Consider the following 18,485-nt stretch of genomic DNA (forward strand, 5'->3'; position numbering starts at 1 on the left):
CACTTGCTCAGCAGTTTGCCAAAACTGCATTCACTAAACACCCTTATGGGCGCACGATGTACTTTTCCGTTACGTCATCGCCATTGCCTACACGGATATAATCGGGCAATTTGGCTGTGATAAAAATGCGTTCCCCTTTGCCCAATGCACCTGCGGTTTCGTAGAGAATACCCTCGCCACCGCCTACGATAGCATCAAAGAAATTAAAGGCTTCCCGATTTTGAACGATGTGGTAATCCTTGCCGACTACCCCCAATACTGCATTATTATCGGTGCGAATATTGGCGAAATAGTTGGGTACTTCCAATTCACTACTGCCTATCTCTATAACGTTATCCGTTTCGATTATGCCCGAACCTTTGGTAAATAGTGGGGATTTAACGACATCATAGTCTAACCCTGCGTATCGGATTGCTTCCTCGCTTGTCGGATAGTCTTTTACGATTTGCCCCAAACCGTGCCACGCTTTTTGTTCTACGCTAAAAAATGAGTGTTGTCCTGTTTGCTCGTTGAAATTGATGTTATGTGCCATTTTGATAAAATTTTGATGTTAAAAAATGATTGAATACTCGTTGTTAAAATGGGAGGTCGTCCTCTATTGCCTGTGTTGTAAATCCGTTGCTTTCTGATTGTGCAGTAGCTTGTACGGTTTCGGCTCTCCTGATACCTCCGTGCAGTTTGATTTGTGAGGTATGGAAGTTTAGCCCTGCTCTTGGCTCTCCGTCTTTGTTTACCCACGCCCTTTTACCCTGCCTGTGAGTTCTACCAAAGTGCCTTTGGTGAGTAGCGTTGCCACCTTTGCAGAAATCCAATAGGCACAATCGAAGTAGGTTGTTTGTTCTACTCGTTCGCCTTGTTTGTTGCGATAGGTGTCGTTTGTAGCAATTGAGAAATTCACTACCTGTTTGCTGTTCGACAAGGTGCGTACTTCCGCATTTCTTGTCAGTCGTCCGATGATGTTCATAATCGTTCTGTTTTTAAAAATTTGACATTTTGTTACGTTCGCTTTTCTCGTTCCCTGCTTCCTGTTGTGGTCTGCTCCGCTTCGCTTCGCATAAATTTTTCCAAAAGAAAAACCGGAAAAAAGAAAGCAGATAATCCAAGCGGGCAACAGCGAAAACCAAGAAAAAAATGATTTAATGGGGGTTCCTTTAGGGGGAAACCGTTCATTCGTTTTTTTTATTGGTGGGGGTGTGCGGTGGCTGCCCGCTATAACTTAGCTGCCTTTTTACCGGTTGATTGTGGAAAATTCTGGTCTAATATTATTTTGATATGGGGTATCAATATTCAGGCTGTGATAGCCTGTGAAAAGAGATAGGAGTAATCGAAAAGTAGGGGCAATAAAAAAAGCAGGAATAAATCCTGCTTTAATCTGAAAATAAAGAATAGACTATGTTTTAAACCATAACTTCTTCGGTATCGTAAAATTCAAGTGTAACTTCATTTAATAATTCTATTTCTTCACTTTCCATTTGTATAAGAAAGGCATCTTCCATAGCCTTAAATTTGGGGGCAACCAAATCCATATCTTTACTGATTTTCTGGCTTGTGATTTTAGCATAAATCTGTGTGGTAGAAATATTTTTATGTCCCATCATTTTGCTAAGGCTTTCAAGCGGTACGCCCTCGGTCAAAAACATTGTAGCGAAAGTATGACGGGCGGTGTGGAATGTAACTTTCTGTTCAGTAATAATGCCCGCTTCCTCAATAAGTTTAGTTATATGCTTATTACAGGTTGCATTAGACGGCATTGGGAATACAAAATCATCTTTTCTAACGCCACGATATTTCTCAATAATGCGTTTTGGGATTTCCAAAAGACGGACATTGGAAGCCACATCAGATTTTTTCCTCCTGCTGATTATCCATTCGTGTCCGTCAAAGAATGATTGGATATTTCCCCATTTCAGCTTCTTAATATCAATGTAGGAAAGCCCTGTAAAGCAACTGAAAATAAAGAGGTCTTTTACAAGTTCATATCGGGGATTTGACGGCTTCAGAAACAATAAGGTTTCTACATCTTCTTTTAAGAGGTAGCTCCGGTCGGTTTCCTCCATACTGATTTCATAATCCTCAAACGGATTTTCACGTATCAGCCCTTTTTTGATAGCCAGTTCTGCCAAAGCAATAACGGGCATTGTATAAACCCAAACCGTATTATGGGTACATTCCTTATCAATGCGGAGAAAGAAATCAAACTCCCGGATAAAATCAGAAGTAAGCTCCCGGAATGCCATATCGTCCCTATGGTAACGCTCCTTTATAAATTCGCTAAGGTGGTTGTAAACCGTGTTATACTTACTATAAGTGCTTTGGGAGCGTTTTCCCTTAGCGACCATTTTTTTAAATTCCTCATTTTGGTCGTTGAAAACCTTTAGTACAGCATCGTCCATTACACCTACACCGAGAAATTTAATCTTTACTTTCTGTGCAGTGGCAAAACCCTCGTGTTTGAGCATATCTTCATAAATCTTGTCGATACGCCCACGTATATTATCCAATTTTTGGTTAATGCTCAATGCTTTGGCACTCTTGCCCTCAACTCTTCCAAATTTCAAATCCCAGATATTGGGGTCAATTTCTAACTTTGTACCCATTGTTTTGGGCGTGCCGTCAATGGTAATACGTGCCATAATCGGTACGTTGCCATTCTTTTTCGGCTCGTTCTTTTTAAGGTAGAAAAGGAGTTTGTACGTGGATTTTTTTGTCTGCTCCATAACTCAAATCTTTAATGTTTAAAATTAAATTACATTGAGTTACAAGGAAATATAAAAAGGGGCGCAAAACACTGAAATATAACCTGTTAAGTTGTTTCATTACCTATATAAATCGGTAACGATTTAGTAACCTAACCCTGTCAATTTAAGCCTAAAATCATACAGACACGGGCTTCCAATCTAAGACTACTGTTTTATAAAGCATTGTATAGCAACGGTTTTAATCGTTTTGCTTATTTTTGCTTTTATCTAATCTTTTTTATCTAAAAAATCTTTAATATTTATATCTGTCATCTATGGAGTGTCCTCAATTTTGTATGCCTCGCGTTTGTCCAGTTGAATAGTGCTACCGTCCAAAATACTAGCGCCTAATAAAGATCGTATATATTAACTGGAAACTGCACGCCGATGAGCCAATTGGTCACCAAATCCAGCGAATTTTATGGTACCTTTGTACCAAAATTAAACAATATGTCGCATTCCCCACAAAAGAAATCACTACATCCACGTAACATACATGGCATAGGTTATGACTTCAAAAAACTTACGGCCAGAAATCCTGCCCTCAAGGATTATATCGTTCTCACACCAGCAGGAACGGAATCGATAGATTTTGGGAATCCCGACGCTGTATTTGAGCTGAACAAAAGTTTACTTCAGAAGTATTATGAAATTGAATACTGGTCAATTTTGAAAAATAGTCTTTGTCCGCCTATACCGGGTAGAGCCGACTATATACATTATCTAGCAGACTTGCTAGCCGAGGATAACAATGAAACTGTCCCCAAAGGCAAGCGCGTGCGTATCATGGATATCGGCACCGGTTCCTCGTGTATTTACCCGATTCTGGGACAAAGGTTATATCAATGGTCATTTGTAGCTACGGAAATAGATATCAATGCGATCCATCATGTGCAATCAATATTAAAGAACAACCCTAATCTAAAAAACAATATTGATGTACGGCTGCAAGAAAATAAAGAGAACATCTTTACCGGGGTAATTGAAAAGGGCGAACATTTCCAAGCTGTTGTCTGCAACCCTCCTTTCTTTAAATCACGGGAAGATAACTGGTCAAAATCGACCAAGAAATTTCACAATTTAAATAAAAAACCGGGGGCAATGCCTGTTCAGAATTTCGGCGGACATCCCAACGAGCTGTGGTGCGAAGGTGGCGAACGTCAATTTGTACGGACCATGATTTACCAAAGTATGGAGTATAAGGAACAGCTAGGCTGGATAACTTCTCTTTTATCGGACAAAAAGAATTTAAAACCGCTAGTGGCTATTTTGGAATACCACAAAGCCAAAGCTGTGAAAATCATTCCGATGACCCAAGGTAATAAGACAATTCGTATCCTCGCCTGGAAATGGAGTTAACACTTTTTTTTATGAACTTGTAAAAGCTCCTCATAAAAAAGAGGCCATCTTCAATTAAATGATGTGACTCCAAAATTTTGGATGGCCTCTTTTTTTTATTTAATGATTTCTTGAATCTCAGCGATAATTCGATTGGCGATATCTTCCGCTTCTTGCTGCGTGAAACCTTCCGAATAGATACGGATAATCGGTTCCGTATTTGATTTGCGTAAGTGCACCCATTGGTTCGCAAAATCAATCTTTAAACCGTCAATTGTACTATGGTCTTCGTCTTTATATTTCTCTTGCATCTTCGCTAGTAAGCCGTCGATATCCAACCCTGGTGTTAAAGTAATTTTATTTTTGGACATGTAATACTGCGGTAGGCTCGCGCGATATGCAGACACCGTTCCGCCTAATTGCGCTAAATGGCTTAGGAAAAGAGCGACACCCACAAGCGCATCTCGCCCATAATGCGAATCCGGGTAGATTACTCCCCCATTTCCTTCGCCGCCAATGACGGCGTGTACCTCTTTCATTTTTGTAACCACATTCACCTCGCCAACTGCCGCAGCATAGTAATTACCGCCATGCTTTGTCGTCACATCACGCAAAGCACGCGTGGAGGATAGATTCGACACGGTATTACCTGGCGTCTTGGATAAAATATAATCCGCCACGGCAACCAATGTGTACTCCTCACCAAAAAGCTCCCCATTTTCCATCATAAACACAAGTCGATCAACATCTGGATCAACAGCGATCCCTAGATCGGCTCCATACTCTAATACAGCACCGGATAAATCCGTCAGGTTTTCTTTCAATGGTTCCGGGTTGTGCGGAAATTTACCGTTTGGCTCGCAATGAATTTTATAAACAGTTTCTACACCCAAGGCTTTTAATAACGCGGGAATAAAAAATCCACCTGTGCTATTTACCGCGTCAACAGCTATTTTAAAGTTAGCCGCGCGAATTGCATCCACGTCAACAAGCGGCAATGCTAAAACGGCATCGATATGCTTTTGCAGGTAGGAGTCATCGCTTCGCTCAACTCCAAGTTCTTGCACCGCAGAAAATTCAAAATCCAAATTTTCACCAAGTCTAAGTACCTCTTGTCCTTCTATATCACTAATAAATTCGCCTTCATTATTTAAAAGTTTCAGTGCATTCCATTGTCCAGGGTTATGAGAAGCAGTTAAAATGATCCCCCCTGCTGCTTTCTCCATCGGAACGGCGAGCTCAACGGTTGGTGTTGTTGAAAGCCCTAAATTCACAACATTAGCTCCAATACTTTGTAATGCTCCTACAACTAGATTACTAACCATCTCTCCTGACTCCCGAGCATCACGCCCGACAACAATCGTCTTGCTGTCTGAATTCCCCAATAGAATCCGTCCGAAAGCAGCTGTAAATTTAACAATGTCGATTGGTGTAAGACCATCACCTGCCTTACCTCCAATTGTACCTCGAATACCCGATATCGATTTAATAAGCGTCATATAATTTCGTTTTAGGTAAAAATAGCTTTATCGAACAAATATTCCTATAAAACTTTCACTTTTACGTCTAATAACGTACTTTTGTTGCAACACTGTTTCGTTTATAAAAATGAGTCATTGTTACTTATTTTTCCTTATTTTTAAAATCGAAAACAAACATCTACACGACATATGTGGAATCAGCTTATTCATTTTGACCAGGAACTTTTCCTAGCTGTCAACCAAGGATTGAGTAATCCCTTTTTCGATTGGCTCTTGCCGATCCTAAGAAACCCATATACATGGGCCCCACTATACCTTTTTCTCATCATTTTCTTCATCAAACATTACGGGAAAATGGGTATTATCATCGTGGCCTTCACGCTCGCAAATTTTGGAGTTTCAGATCTCGTTTCCTCACGCGTTGTAAAGAATACGATTAAACGTGTTCGCCCCTGTAATGATTTGGTATTTAAAAACGAGGTGAACATTCGGATCCGGTGCGGTTCGGGCTATAGTTTTACTTCTTCTCATGCTACAAATCATTTTGCGATGGCTTTTTTCTGGATCGTACTTTTTAGACGCCGCTGGAAACACGCTATGTGGCTTGCCATCACCTGGGCATCTCTGATCGCTATTTCACAAATTTATGTAGGGGTTCATTATCCATTAGACATCCTCGCCGGTGCGGCACTCGGTATCTTAATCGGAACAAGTATAGGATACCTCTTTAAGCACTTCTTTCCTGCATTCTTTAAAAACAATGATTCGGCAGAGCCGACAACTATATGAATTCATTCCTAATTGTTACAGTATTATTTATCTCAGCCTTTGTTGCGGGATTAACGGTATTCTTTGTCAAAAAAGACAACACCTCGTTACTGAAATTGATATTGTCCTTTAGTGGCGCTTATCTATTTAGTATCACCGTGTTACATCTGATACCGCACGCATATCTAAGTCATACCACAAGCCCACAAATAATCGGGATTTATATTCTGGGCGGATTTTTATTTCAGCTGATCTTAGAACAATTTTCCCAAGGGATTGAACACGGACACATACACCATCATAACCATTCAGTTTTTCCAGTTGGTATTATGATAAGCCTTTGTCTGCATGCATTCTTAGAGGGAATGCCACTTGCTGCCGGGCACCAATCAGAACTAGTCTTTGGAATAGCAATACACCACATTCCTGCCGCATTCGCCTTAGGTAGCCTTTTAATTAACACCCACCTCTCGCGCACTAAGATATGTCTCTTTATTTTTCTATTTGCCGCAATGACGCCACTAGGTTTCATAACAAGCAAAGGAATAAGCGAAGGGGAAATCGGTAATATTGCGAAGTATTTTGACAAGATAATGGCGATCGTTATTGGTATCTTTTTACATATTTCAACGACCATTCTTTTTGAATCCGGGTCAGCCGACCACCATAAATTTAATCGCAAGAAACTGATTGCGGTACTGCTAGGAATATTAGTTTCGCTTTTCAATTTTTTATTCGACAGCCACGGTCACAACCATGAGGGACAAGACGTGCAACATATCGAACAACATGATCATGAGAGCTCTCATGATCATGTTCATTAAATTTACACCGAACTGCCACGTAACTTATCTAGAAGCCTCGTCAACATTTCCGCCTCCTGGTCACTTAGATTTCCAGGCAAAAGATCGGTTAACATCATCTCATCTTCAATTTCTTGGAGTAAATCGAGTCCACGGTCGGTGATAAACAAGTCGACGGCTCTTTTATCGTTTTTATTTTGGGTTCTTAAAACAAGCCCCTTACTCACGATACGATCGATCAACCGCGGGATGTCCGGCGTATTATTGATCAAACGGGACCCTAGTAGATTGTTAGTTGTTGGTTTAGGCAGTTGTCCGCGAAGTATTCGTAACGCATTAAACTGCTGCAAAGTAATATCAACTTTAGCAGCTCGACGCTCTAAATTCCGGGTCAACCAACTGGCGGTGAAAAGTATATTAACGGTGCATTTATGCCAATTATCACGGAATTTCATGACCTTGATTTCATCCTCTATTCTCATTCATTTTATGATTTAAACAAAAGTGTGACACCGACAATACCGTAGAACAATTCTAAATTAGCTATCTTTGGTTCAATTTAAATTGATAACAACGCGAATATATATTTAATATTTTTTTTAAACGTTAGAAATGCAAGAAAGTTTCAGATTAGATATCCTAAAAGTTGGCGAGGTAGCTACCATACGTACGATTGATGAAGCCGTAGTCCCCTCCAAATTTTTCGAGTTGGGCCTGTTACCAGGAACAACTGTCGAGATCAAACACAAAGCACCGTTTAGCGGCCCCATCGGTCTGCATATTCACAACTCAAACACACTAGTGGCTATCCGTAAATCAGAAGCAATACATATTTTTGTAAGTAAGTAACTATGACCAACCCCATTATAGCGCTATTGGGTAATCCCAATGTCGGAAAAACATCCTTATTTAATCGTATTACCAAACTTCATCAGAAGGTCGGAAATTACCCCGGAATAACAGTCGAAAAAAGAGAGGGCACGCTAAAATCTGGAAACAAAACATATACTATTGTCGACTTACCGGGAACCTACACGTTATTCCCTACTTCGCTCGACGAAGAGATTGTATTTAATACCCTTGCCGACAAGTCCAATAAATTTTACCCAGATCTTGTGGTGGTCGTGGCCGAACCGAACAACCTCACCCGTTCGATCATATTGTACCAACAGGCTCGAGAACTTGGATTGCAGGCAATTTTCGTGATCAATATGATCGATGAAGTTGCAGCTAAAGGGCTCGATATAGATTACAATAAATTGGAATCTTACCTACAATGCCATGTTTATACTACCGACGCGAGAAATGGCAAAGGAATAAAAGAGCTCATCCGTGCATTCGATGACCGGCCCGGAACTTATACCGGAGGCTTCAATATTGGATCCGACTACGCCACGATAATGGAGGAAGCGAAAGGCTTATTCCCACTTTTAACAGAATATCAGACCTGGCAATTTGTAGCCCAAGATAAAATTAGTTTTCTTTCAAAAGAACTAAACGATGCTATCCTCGCGTTGCGCGCGAAACATCAGCTCACGGCAAGTAATTTGCAAAAACATGAAGTTGTAAGACGCCATAAAACGGTTGACAAGAATACGGAAGCTATAATCAGTAAGATTGAAAATAAGCACCTCACGAAAACAAATGTCATCGATAAATACCTATTACATCCTGTTTTTGGGTATATAGTCTTCTTTTTAATATTGTTCTTCACCTTCCAGTTGGTCTTTACGCTCTCCACACCAATAATGGATTGGATTGATGAAAATTTTTCGGCACTAATCGCCTATACCTCGACCGTGCTCCCTGATGGACCGATCTCGGACCTTATCACCCAAGGGCTCCTCGCTGGTATTGGTGGAATCGTGATTTTTATTCCGCAGATCGCGATCTTATTTTTGTTGGTATCACTGATGGAGGAAACGGGCTATATGAGCCGGGTTGTATTTTTAATGGACAGATGGCTGCGACCTTATGGCTTAAATGGAAAATCCGTTATTCCGCTCATCTCCGGGATAGGATGCGCAGTTCCCGCAATTATGTCGGCTCGTAATATCGAAAACACCAAAGAACGCTTACTGACCATGCTGGTTACGCCATTTATGACCTGTGCTGCTCGCCTGCCGATATACATCGTGCTGATAGGCCTTGTTATTCCCGACGAAACATTTATGGGGATTGGGCTGCAGGGGCTAGTGTTGACGCTGCTCTATGTGTTGGGCGTCGTTGCTGCATTAGTATCCGCATGGGGTTTGAACTTGGTGATCAAAAGCGAACATAAAAGTTTTCTTATCTTCGAACTACCATCTTATAAAACCCCGGATTGGAAAAACGTAATCACCAATATTTGGGACAAGACCTCGAGCTTTATCTTCGGAGCAGGTAAGATCATTTTAGCGATGTCTGTTATCTTATGGGTACTGGGTAGTTTTGGTCCGAATGATAAGTTCAGCGAGGCCCAAAAGTACGTTCAGCAAGCAAATCCCATTTTAGAGGGGGCGCACCTGGAAGAGAAAATAGCGTCATTCAAACTTGAGCACTCCTTTCTTGGTTATATAGGCATGGGAATCGAACCGCTGGTAGAACCGCTGGGTTACGACTGGAAAATGGGGATTGGTCTTGTATCCTCCTTCGCTGCTCGTGAGGTATTTGTTGCGACAATGGCAACCGTGTACAGTCTCGGAGAAAACGTAGACATCGAAGATGAAGGCCAAAGAGAGACTTTGTTAAGCCGAATGCGTTCAGAAATCAATAGAAACACCGGGCTGCCGGCATATAATCTTGCCTCAGGCGTATCCTTATTGCTTTTTTATGCATTCGCAATGCAATGTATGAGTACAATCGCCACCGTTAAAAGAGAAACAGGATCGTGGAAATGGACAATCTTTCAAACAGTGATGATGACTGGAGTTGCCTACATCTTCGCTTTTATTGCATATCAAACCCTTAAGTAAATAAATATGGGACTTTACATTCAATATGGAATTATTGGGGTAATTTTTATCATCGCCCTCTTTTTTATTATAAAAAAAGTAATACCCTCCAATAAAAATGGGGGGTGTTCCAAAGGCTGCGGATGCGGCATCGCACTTCCTGACGATCAAAAAAGGTAACTGTACACCTCTTTTTTTGATGCGTTGTGGAATTTCGCACTTTACTGCATCCATGGTAAAAATTAAAACGATGAAAAATAAACACGCCCTATTAATCGCCATCGGTGCGATATTGAGCGCTACGACATTCGCGCAAGATAAACTTACTATAAAACCAGAACTTAAACATGTGACGGTGTTTACTAGCAATGCCGAACTCCTGCATGAGACATCCGTTAACTTACCTCAAGGAAGCAGCGAGATTACTTTCACACATGTGGCGTCGAAAATCGACGAGAATACTATTCAGATCGGTTCCACCCCATCGGTTACCATCTTATCCGTACGGGCCGCCAAGGATCCGACTACCGAAGAGATCAAATCACCCGAATACCTCGAATATGAGGCTGCTTTTAAAAATGAGCAAAACAAACTAACCGAATTAGAGAATGAAAAGCAAACGGAAGAGTCGATCCTTAAGCTCTTGGAAAGCAATCAAAAAATAACATCGGACAATTCTGGAACAACGGTCTCCGAGTTGATAAAGATGACCGAATATTACAAACCAAAATATCTTGCGGTAAAAAATAACATCAGTACGATTACAGAAAAAATAGAACTACAAGCGCCTTTGGTAAAGCTTGCAAAAGCACGTCTAGATGAACTTAAAGGACAGACTTCAGCAGCAAGCGGTCAGCTCATTGTACAGGTCATGAACTCCAGCGCAGGTATAAAACCCTTCAAAATGACCTACCTCGCTTTGGGCGCCGGGTGGAAAGCCGCGTACGACGTTCGTGCAGAGAATTTAAAACAGCCGCTGAACATCGTCTATAAAGCAAACGTGTTTCAAAATACGGGTGTCGACTGGACAAATGTCCAATTGCAGTTATCTACCGGAAGTCCTACGCAGGGCGGAATGTTGCCGGTTCTACAGCCTTGGCGACTCTATTTCAATAAGCCTTTTGCTCGAACAGCTGTAGGACGAGCACCGCAACTCCTTAATGAAATAGCCGTAACCACGACAAAACGCAACTTGGCGAAACTGGAAATGGCAGCCCCGAGTGTAGTACAAACCGAAAACCAAATGTATACAACATTTGACATCGAGGTCCCTTATACGATTATTTCAAACAACAAAACACATGCAGTAAACTTGCGTGAATATGAAACGCCAGTCACATTTAAATATGTTTCGGCGCCTGGAATTGACCCTGGCGTGTACCTATCGGCGGAACTTACGAATTATGAGAAGCTGAACCTGATTCCCGGAGAAGCGAATATATTCGTCGAAAATATGATAGTCGGAAAAACGCGGTTAGATCCCGCCACCACTGCAGACACCTTACTGCTAAGTATGGGCCGCGATAGGCTTATTCAGGTGAAGCGGGAGCTCGTTGAGGACCTTTCGCAAGTCAAAACATTTGGGAACAATAAGACCCAGCTTTTTACCTACGAAATCAGTTTGAAGAACAATAAAAAAACAGCTGTCTCCGTTGAACTAAACGATCAATATCCCCTATCGACTGACAAGGCGATGGATATCGAGTTGCGCGATAAAGATGGTGCTTCCGTTGATGCAGAAACAGGAATTCTACGCTGGAACGTCAAGATGGCACCGGGAGAAACAAAAAATATAAAATTCTCCTATTCGATCAAATATCCAAAAGACGAAAGCATCACACTCTAATATTATCAATGCCGCAATAGCACTGGGGGGAACGTAGCTAAGTTATGCACGGACTCTCCGACAGCATTTACAAAAGGGGGCATAATGTCCCCTTTGCCATCGGATACGCAAACCGAACGGGAAAACCAGCGGTTCAAGTTTTTCGTCAAAACAGGTCAATATTTCAACAGAAACATCTATCTTGTCACTGAATTTTTTGAATCAATTAGCGCTAAAATACATTGAAAACAAATACCACGGAAAGTAAAACACTTAAGCGAGGACTGAGCAACAGACATATCCAATTAATTGCGCTCGGCGGGGCAATAGGTACAGGGTTATTCCTTGGGGTAGGGCAAGCTGCTATTTTGGCCGGACCGTCCGTTATTTTAGGGTATGGGATTGCTGGAATAATTGCCTTTTTTATCATGCGGCAGCTCGGAGAAATGGTCGTTCACGAACCAGTGTCGGGTAGCTTTAGTTTTTTTGCAAACAAATATTGGGGTGCATTCGGTGGTTATGCCTCAGGATGGAACTATTGGGTTCTTTATTTATTGGTGAGCATGGCAGAACTTACCGCTATTGGTCATTATGTCCAGTTTTGGTGGCCCGAGATTCCATTATGGATTTCCAGCTTGTTTTTCTTCCTCGTCATTAACGCTTTGAATTTAGCATCGGTAAAGGTATACGGAGAGACGGAGTTTTGGTTTTCCATCATTAAAGTCGTTGCTATTATCGCAATGATCATCTTCGGCTCCTATTTGTTAATTACGGGTAACGGAGGCGAACAGGCTACTTTGAACAACCTTACCAACGATGGGGGATTATTCCCTAAAGGGTGGTTGACTGTTAGTGATAACGGCGCATTTGAAGGTTTGCTTGCAGCACTGGTGATGATTATGTTTTCCTTCGGCGGCCTTGAGCTCGTGGGCATCACGGCGGCAGAGGCCGAAAATCCTGAAAAAAATATCCCCAAAGCTACCAATCAAGTGCTATGGCGAATCTTAATCTTTTATATTGGCTCATTGATCATTTTGTTTTCACTCATGCCTTGGCGAACTATGACGCCACAAACTAGTCCCTTTGTCGAAGTATTTGCAAGCCTGAAAGGCATGCAATTTGAACTATTTGGGTCAACCTATTACTTTACAAACATTATTGCAAACGCACTGAACCTGATCGTATTGACTGCCGCACTATCCGTATACAACAGCTGCGTGTATAGTAACTCGCGGATGCTATATGGTTTGGCCGAACAGAAAAATGCACCCAAATTCCTCACAAAGCTCAACAAGAATCACTCACCAATCAATGCCATCCTCGTCTCAGCGCTACTCGTAGCCGTCTGTATTGTAATTAATAAACTAGCCCCGGAGAAAGCGCTTGAAGTACTTATGAGCCTGGTCGTGTCATCGCTGGTAATTAACTGGATCATGATTTGTTTAACACATCTGTTCTTCAAAAAACAAATCAGATCGAATGGGGAAAAATCGTCTTTCCCGTCCCTATTTTATCCGCTTAGTAATTATATCTGCTTACTCTTTTTAATAGGGGTACTAATTATGATGTGGTATACTGGACTGCAAATATCGGTCGAATTAATTCCTATTTGGTTATTACTATTATATATTACTTACCTGCTCGTACAGCGTGATAAAAGGAAACAAAATCAATTATAGCACGCTAAAAAATAAACAGCACGCCCGATGTAAAGTGGCACGTTATTTTTTTAGAGACTACTTTCGGCATACGCCGGCAACTTATTTGATGTATGAATCACCGGCTAGCCTTCATTGTAATTCCATGTCAATAACTTCTCTTGTAGGATTCTGGATATCTTATTAAAGTATCTCTTTTGCTTATAGCCCATGACCCACTGAACACCCTGCGTGGCGTTCGTACAAAAAATCTCATCGGCTTGCTTCATGATTTCCGGGCTAATCTGCGCCTCAACGACAGGAACACCCTCGTCATTGGCCATATCCATCACAACTCGGCGCATCACTCCTTCAATACAACCTTCGGATAAGGCGGGTGTATATAGTACTTTTTCGAAATAAACGAAAATATTAGAAGTCAACGCCTCGCATAAGAAGCCCATTTGGTTCAAAATGAAAACTTCGTCGAAAGCATATCTCTTCTTATGAACGCCCGCTAAAACATAGACCAAGGCATTATTCGACTTCAAGTGAGAAAGATCACCGAAAGGCTTCTTCACATCCGTATAAAGATCGATAATCAATCCCATCTTTTTATCACGTAGTGTTGCAGGCATTCTCGATAATTGAACACAAAAAACAGGTCTATTCGTTTCCGGTGAATACAGTCCTGCTCCAGCACGAAACACGCTAAAACGGACGCGAAACTGTTGCCCGATAACGTTATTCTTTCTAGCTAGTTCATCCACTTTGGAGCGTATGAAAAAACGATCAAATTTGGTATATTCTTCGATCTGCAATAATTCCATTCCTTTCTGCAACCTTTGAATATGAAAATCTAAAAATCGAATATCGCCGTCTTTCCATAGCATGGTCTCAAAAAGTCCGTCGCCATATCGAAAAGCTCTATTATCAACAGTAGCTACGGGCGAATCTGCGGCAATAATTTGCCCATCAAAATTTATATATTGTAACGACATCGTATTTGTTCTTAAATAGTACTGCTCAAGTATTATTGCTCAGGCATAGATGAGTAGGATCGCCATTTATCAATAACCCCTTGAAAATCTGAAGGTAATGACACGTCAAAGTCGACCATCTGCTTGGTACGCGGATGCATAAACCCTAAGTGTTGGGCGTGTAAGGCCTGCCGAGGCATGATCTGAAAACAATTTGCTACAAACTGTTTGTATTTGGTGAAAGTTGTTCCTTTCAGTATCTTTTTCCCACCATATAGTTCATCTGAAAATAAGGGGTGACCTATGGACTTCATATGTGCGCGTATCTGATGCGTACGACCTGTCTCCAAAGAACATTCAACCAAGGTAACATACCCGAATCGCTCAATCACGCGGTAATGTGTGACAGCCCACTTTCCTTTCTCAGGCTCCTCATAAACATCCATTACTCGCCGATCTTTTAAACTCCTGCCAATATAACCAGTAACCGTGCCATCTTCCAATACATCTCCCCAAACTAACGCTGTATATTTTCGATTTATTGTGTGGTCATAGAATTGTTTGGCCAAAACTGTCATCGCCCACTCGGTCTTGGCAATAACCAATAAACCGGATGTATCCTTATCAATTCGATGTACCAACCCCGGCCGGCCAATATTGCCCGGTAAAGTAGGAAGTTTACTGAAATGGAAACTCAGCGCATTGACCAGCGTCCCCGTGTAATTGTTATATCCGGGATGGACGACCATACCCGCCTGTTTATTAACGATCAGTAAATCATCGTCTTCGTAACGTATGTCTAACGGAATATCTTCGGGGTATACTTCTGTGTCGCGTGGCGGCTCGGCAAGGACGAGTGTCACTACATCAAACGGTTTAATTTTATAGCTCGCTTTTACAAGGTTGCCATTTACAAACACCGTTTGTGCGTCAATCGCATTCTGAATCCGATTACGAGAGGTATTTTCTACTCTATTCATCAAGAACTTATCCAATCGGAGCAACGCCTGTCCTTTATCCGCCTCGAATCGATAATGCTCAAAAAGTTCGCGGTCGTCTTGTTCCTGTAAATCTATTTCCTCTGCCATCACGCAAAAGTATCGAAATCCTTTAAAAACTACTAACTTTAACAAAGTATTATGTTGGCATTTGAATTTCACAGTCCGGAACAGGAAATAATTTTTCCTTTATATAAACAAAAAGGCATTCGCGTTTTCGTCAAAAGAGATGACCTTATTCATCCCTATATCTCGGGCAACAAATGGCGCAAGCTTAAATATCCCGTCAATCAGGCAAAAAAACAAAACAAACAGCGACTGATCACCTTTGGCGGCGCCTGGTCTAACCATCTTTTAGCGACCGCGGCTGCGGGTGCTACTTTCGGTTTCAAAACGGTCGGCTTCGTACGCGGTGAGCAAGTCGAAAACACTGTGTTAAAACTTTGTCAGCTCTTTGGAATGGAGCTACGTTTTGTCTCCCGAGAGGCTTATAAAAACAAACTCCTGCTTTTCGAGGAAAACTATGGATTGGATTCACTGGCTTTGTATATCGCAGAAGGAGGTTATAGCAGACAAGGTGCGCTCGGTTGCAGTGCTATTATCCATGAACTTACAAGGAGCTACGATAGGATATATTGTGCTTGCGGTACAGGCACAACGCTCGCCGGCTTGCAAAACGGAGTCAAGGAGTGCAAGCTTGAAAGCACTATTATCGGGGTCCCCGTGCTAAAAGGAGCAAATTTTCTACACGATGAAATTAAGAAACTAAATGTCGCAGAGAATAATGAACTCACCCTATTACTCGATTACCATTTTGGCGGTTATGCGAAGACCACACCCGAGCTCATTTCATTCGTCAAAAACTTTACTCAGAAAACAGGCATAATGATTGAACCGACCTATACCGGAAAACTTTTTTATGCTTTACACGACCAGATTGAAAGTGACAAAATAGCACCTGGTTCGACCATTTTAGCCCTACATACAGGTGGCCTCACGGGGATACTCGGCGTATTGGATAAATTTTAATCGACCAAGCGACGCTATTCGAAATTAATTTCACCAAAGAAATTGGGTAAATGGAAATTTGGTGTAGGATTATCGATTTGATTCCACGAAACAAAATGCGCATTGGGTAGTTCGTCTCCACATTTATAGAGGTTGCAATGTCCCTTGAGTTGGGCGAAACTCGTTATTTTCGCTGCCTGAAATGTTGCTACCGGAACCGCCCAGATCGTGGACCAGGTTTTCCTCCCTTGCGCACTAACCACCGAAGTTGCCGTTTTAACTCTTTCAATCTCTTGCGAGCTCAAGCGCTTCCTCTGAGATTTAATGGAACTGCCGTAACCGATCAACCCTGTACCTAAAACGTTAAATTCTAAATTATAATAAGTTTGCTTGCGGTCAAAGGAAATAAAAAATTCAACACAGCTATCCTCCCAGACAGCTTCATTTGGACGGATATACTGTGCTTTTATAAATTCTTCTTCGACAGCAAAATGCACATACAACGTCTCATCGTCGTGGGCAATCTGAAAATTCACCAACGGTTTATAGGGGTACGATTGCGGCCAATTCACTTGTGAGATGCTGTGCCACGGAAGATCAACCAGACTATTTTGCATCTGAAAGTAATTGAACTTACCAGTTGCAATATTTACCCTAGGAACTAAAAGACTGCTCATAGATTTCGTTATTAAATGCTCATGCTAGCATTGAGAATGTTTGCTAGCATTTGCTCATTTGATTCCAATTCATGCACTAATTTAAGTTGTGCATTTGTTCTAACCAAATTATGTGTAGGATATTGAATTTTATAGTAGGTATCACCATTTAAATAGTCCGTCAAGAACCGAACGGCTTGCATGTACGGTAAAAGAAAAACGCCGTGCAATAACGAATCGCGTTCATCTGCAGTCAAGAAGTCTTTCGCTTCACTCAAATATCCTCGTGAATAAGCTTCATACAGCGGAATATTTAAAATTACTTTCGATAAATCTTCTTCATCCTCCGCCGCAGAATTGATAATCGTACGGATGGCGTCACCAAAATCATAGGCAACATATCCAGGCATTACCGTATCCAAATCAATAACACATTGTACATTGTCATTCATATCTAACAGCACGTTATTGAATTTGGTGTCGTTATGGGTTATCCGCAGCGGCAGTTTCCCTTCGTTTCCCATTTTCAAAACCGTACGCATACGGTCTTTGCGGTCAAAAATATAGGTTAGTACATCCTGTACTTCTACCGCCCTACCTGCCGCATCTTCAGCGATTGCGGCTGCCAAATTTGACATTCGAAAATCAATGTTGTGAAAGTTCGGTAAAATCTCGACCAAACGCGTGGCATCCAAATCGGACAAACTTCGCTGAAAATCACCAAAAGCTTGACCACCAGAAAATGCTTGTGCGGGAGTTCCAACGATATCGTAACTCTTGGTATCTTCAATCAAGATGAACATGCGCCAACAATCGCTTTCTTGGTCCTGAAAAAATAACTCACCTGTTCGCGTTGGAATAAGCGTTAACGTCTTTTTCTCGACGTCCGGTTCTTGCCCTAGGGATATCAACTTCCTCTTTAAGTGGTCTATAACAAGATTGGTATTGTCCATCAATCCCGCGACATTCTGAAAAATATTGCTATTCACGCGCTGTAGTAAGTAACGTTTCCCCCCTGGACGGTTCGTCGTTACACAATATGTATCATTAATATGACCCGAACCAAACCGTTCGACGCTTTTTATATCTCCCTCAATTTCAAATTGATTTGCGGACTTTATCACATCAATATTTTTATATTCAAACATTCGGAAATTTCAAAATAAACATAAATTCATTCGCAATATCATTAAATAAAGTCAAAAACAAAAGAAACAAAACAACACAAACGTTTGCTCATTTTTTTGGTTATTTTGTTTTTAAGAAAACGTTTCAGCAAAAAACATTTGCCTTCATTTTGCCAACCACACACCTCTTTTT

15 protein-coding genes and 2 pseudogenes are annotated in these 18,485 nt (G+C 41.4%); 8 read left to right on the forward strand and 9 right to left on the reverse strand.

The genetic code is table 11. The features are described 5' to 3' along the window. Positions 1–55: 55 nt before the first annotated feature. From FM107_RS09090 to FM107_RS09100, 3 genes and pseudogenes are all read right to left on the reverse strand, one after another. Positions 56–532, reverse strand: a pseudogene (locus tag FM107_RS09090) (DUF932 domain-containing protein); the annotation flags it as partial. 43 nt (positions 533–575) lie between these two features. Continuing rightward, positions 576–964 (reverse strand): annotated as a pseudogene (locus FM107_RS09095) (single-stranded DNA-binding protein). 433 nt (positions 965–1,397) lie between these two features. Beyond that, positions 1,398–2,717 carry a site-specific integrase gene (locus tag FM107_RS09100; RefSeq protein WP_256959443.1) on the reverse strand — a complete coding sequence of 440 codons (1,320 nt, stop codon included), beginning with the start codon at positions 2,715–2,717 and terminating at the stop codon, positions 1,398–1,400. 471 nt (positions 2,718–3,188) lie between these two features. On the opposite strand from FM107_RS09100, the gene rlmF reads away from it, so the two are divergent. Then, the gene (gene rlmF, locus FM107_RS09105) at positions 3,189–4,097 is read left to right on the forward strand and encodes a 23S rRNA (adenine(1618)-N(6))-methyltransferase RlmF (RefSeq protein WP_086948378.1); all 909 of its coding nucleotides are present in this window, start codon (positions 3,189–3,191) and stop codon (positions 4,095–4,097) included. A 95-nt stretch (positions 4,098–4,192) separates the two neighbouring features. Here rlmF and glmM read toward each other — a convergent pair whose 3' ends face one another. Next, positions 4,193–5,575, reverse strand: coding sequence for a phosphoglucosamine mutase (gene glmM / locus FM107_RS09110; RefSeq protein ID WP_086948204.1), 1,383 nt, complete (start codon positions 5,573–5,575; stop codon positions 4,193–4,195). Between the two features lie 171 nt (positions 5,576–5,746). On the opposite strand from glmM, the gene FM107_RS09115 reads away from it, so the two are divergent. Continuing rightward, entirely contained in the window at positions 5,747–6,346 is a 600-nt protein-coding gene (locus FM107_RS09115; protein ID WP_086948205.1) for a phosphatase PAP2 family protein, read from the forward strand. Next, the gene (locus tag FM107_RS09120; protein WP_086948206.1) at positions 6,343–7,149 is read left to right on the forward strand and encodes a ZIP family metal transporter; all 807 of its coding nucleotides are present in this window, start codon (positions 6,343–6,345) and stop codon (positions 7,147–7,149) included. The genes FM107_RS09115 and FM107_RS09120 overlap by 4 nt, the downstream gene beginning before the upstream one ends. Before the next feature lie 2 nt (positions 7,150–7,151). Here FM107_RS09120 and FM107_RS09125 read toward each other — a convergent pair whose 3' ends face one another. Next, complete coding sequence (locus FM107_RS09125) at positions 7,152–7,610, reverse strand: MarR family winged helix-turn-helix transcriptional regulator (protein WP_086948207.1); 459 nt, start codon at positions 7,608–7,610, stop codon at positions 7,152–7,154. 130 nt (positions 7,611–7,740) lie between these two features. On the opposite strand from FM107_RS09125, the gene FM107_RS09130 reads away from it, so the two are divergent. The 4 genes from FM107_RS09130 to FM107_RS09145 all read left to right on the forward strand — a co-directional run bounded on the left by FM107_RS09130 (position 7,741) and on the right by FM107_RS09145 (position 13,565). Beyond that, positions 7,741–7,977, forward strand: coding sequence for a FeoA family protein (locus FM107_RS09130; RefSeq protein WP_086948208.1), 237 nt, complete (start codon positions 7,741–7,743; stop codon positions 7,975–7,977). Between the two features lie 2 nt (positions 7,978–7,979). After that, positions 7,980–10,082 carry a ferrous iron transport protein B gene (gene feoB, locus FM107_RS09135; RefSeq protein ID WP_086948209.1) on the forward strand — a complete coding sequence of 701 codons (2,103 nt, stop codon included), beginning with the start codon at positions 7,980–7,982 and terminating at the stop codon, positions 10,080–10,082. Positions 10,083–10,311: 229 nt separating this feature from the next. Continuing rightward, positions 10,312–11,907 carry a DUF4139 domain-containing protein gene (locus FM107_RS09140; protein ID WP_086948379.1) on the forward strand — a complete coding sequence of 532 codons (1,596 nt, stop codon included), beginning with the start codon at positions 10,312–10,314 and terminating at the stop codon, positions 11,905–11,907. 221 nt (positions 11,908–12,128) lie between these two features. After that, a complete protein-coding gene (locus tag FM107_RS09145; protein ID WP_086948210.1) occupies positions 12,129–13,565 on the forward strand; it encodes an amino acid permease in 1,437 nt (478 codons plus the stop codon). A 104-nt stretch (positions 13,566–13,669) separates the two neighbouring features. On the opposite strand, the gene FM107_RS09150 is transcribed toward FM107_RS09145, so the two are convergent. Beyond that, on the reverse strand, positions 13,670–14,524 hold the full coding sequence (locus FM107_RS09150; protein WP_086948211.1) for an aminotransferase class IV: 855 nt from the start codon (positions 14,522–14,524) through the stop codon (positions 13,670–13,672). A gap of 32 nt (positions 14,525–14,556) precedes the next feature. Beyond that, entirely contained in the window at positions 14,557–15,591 is a 1,035-nt protein-coding gene (locus FM107_RS09155) for an RluA family pseudouridine synthase (RefSeq protein ID WP_086948212.1), read from the reverse strand. Between the two features lie 51 nt (positions 15,592–15,642). Between FM107_RS09155 and FM107_RS09160 the strand changes: the two genes are divergently transcribed. Next, on the forward strand, positions 15,643–16,530 hold the full coding sequence (locus tag FM107_RS09160) for a 1-aminocyclopropane-1-carboxylate deaminase/D-cysteine desulfhydrase (protein WP_179204448.1): 888 nt from the start codon (positions 15,643–15,645) through the stop codon (positions 16,528–16,530). 14 nt (positions 16,531–16,544) lie between these two features. On the opposite strand, the gene FM107_RS09165 is transcribed toward FM107_RS09160, so the two are convergent. Together FM107_RS09165 and FM107_RS09170 are read right to left on the reverse strand one after the other, a co-directional pair. Continuing rightward, entirely contained in the window at positions 16,545–17,186 is a 642-nt protein-coding gene (locus FM107_RS09165; RefSeq protein ID WP_086948214.1) for a carbohydrate-binding family 9-like protein, read from the reverse strand. Between the two features lie 11 nt (positions 17,187–17,197). Then, complete coding sequence (locus FM107_RS09170; protein ID WP_086948215.1) at positions 17,198–18,313, reverse strand: phosphotransferase enzyme family protein; 1,116 nt, start codon at positions 18,311–18,313, stop codon at positions 17,198–17,200. Positions 18,314–18,485: the final 172 nt, after the last annotated feature.

Source organism: Sphingobacterium sp. JB170, from assembly GCF_900163865.1.
In the GTDB taxonomy this organism is placed as follows: domain Bacteria; phylum Bacteroidota; class Bacteroidia; order Sphingobacteriales; family Sphingobacteriaceae; genus Sphingobacterium.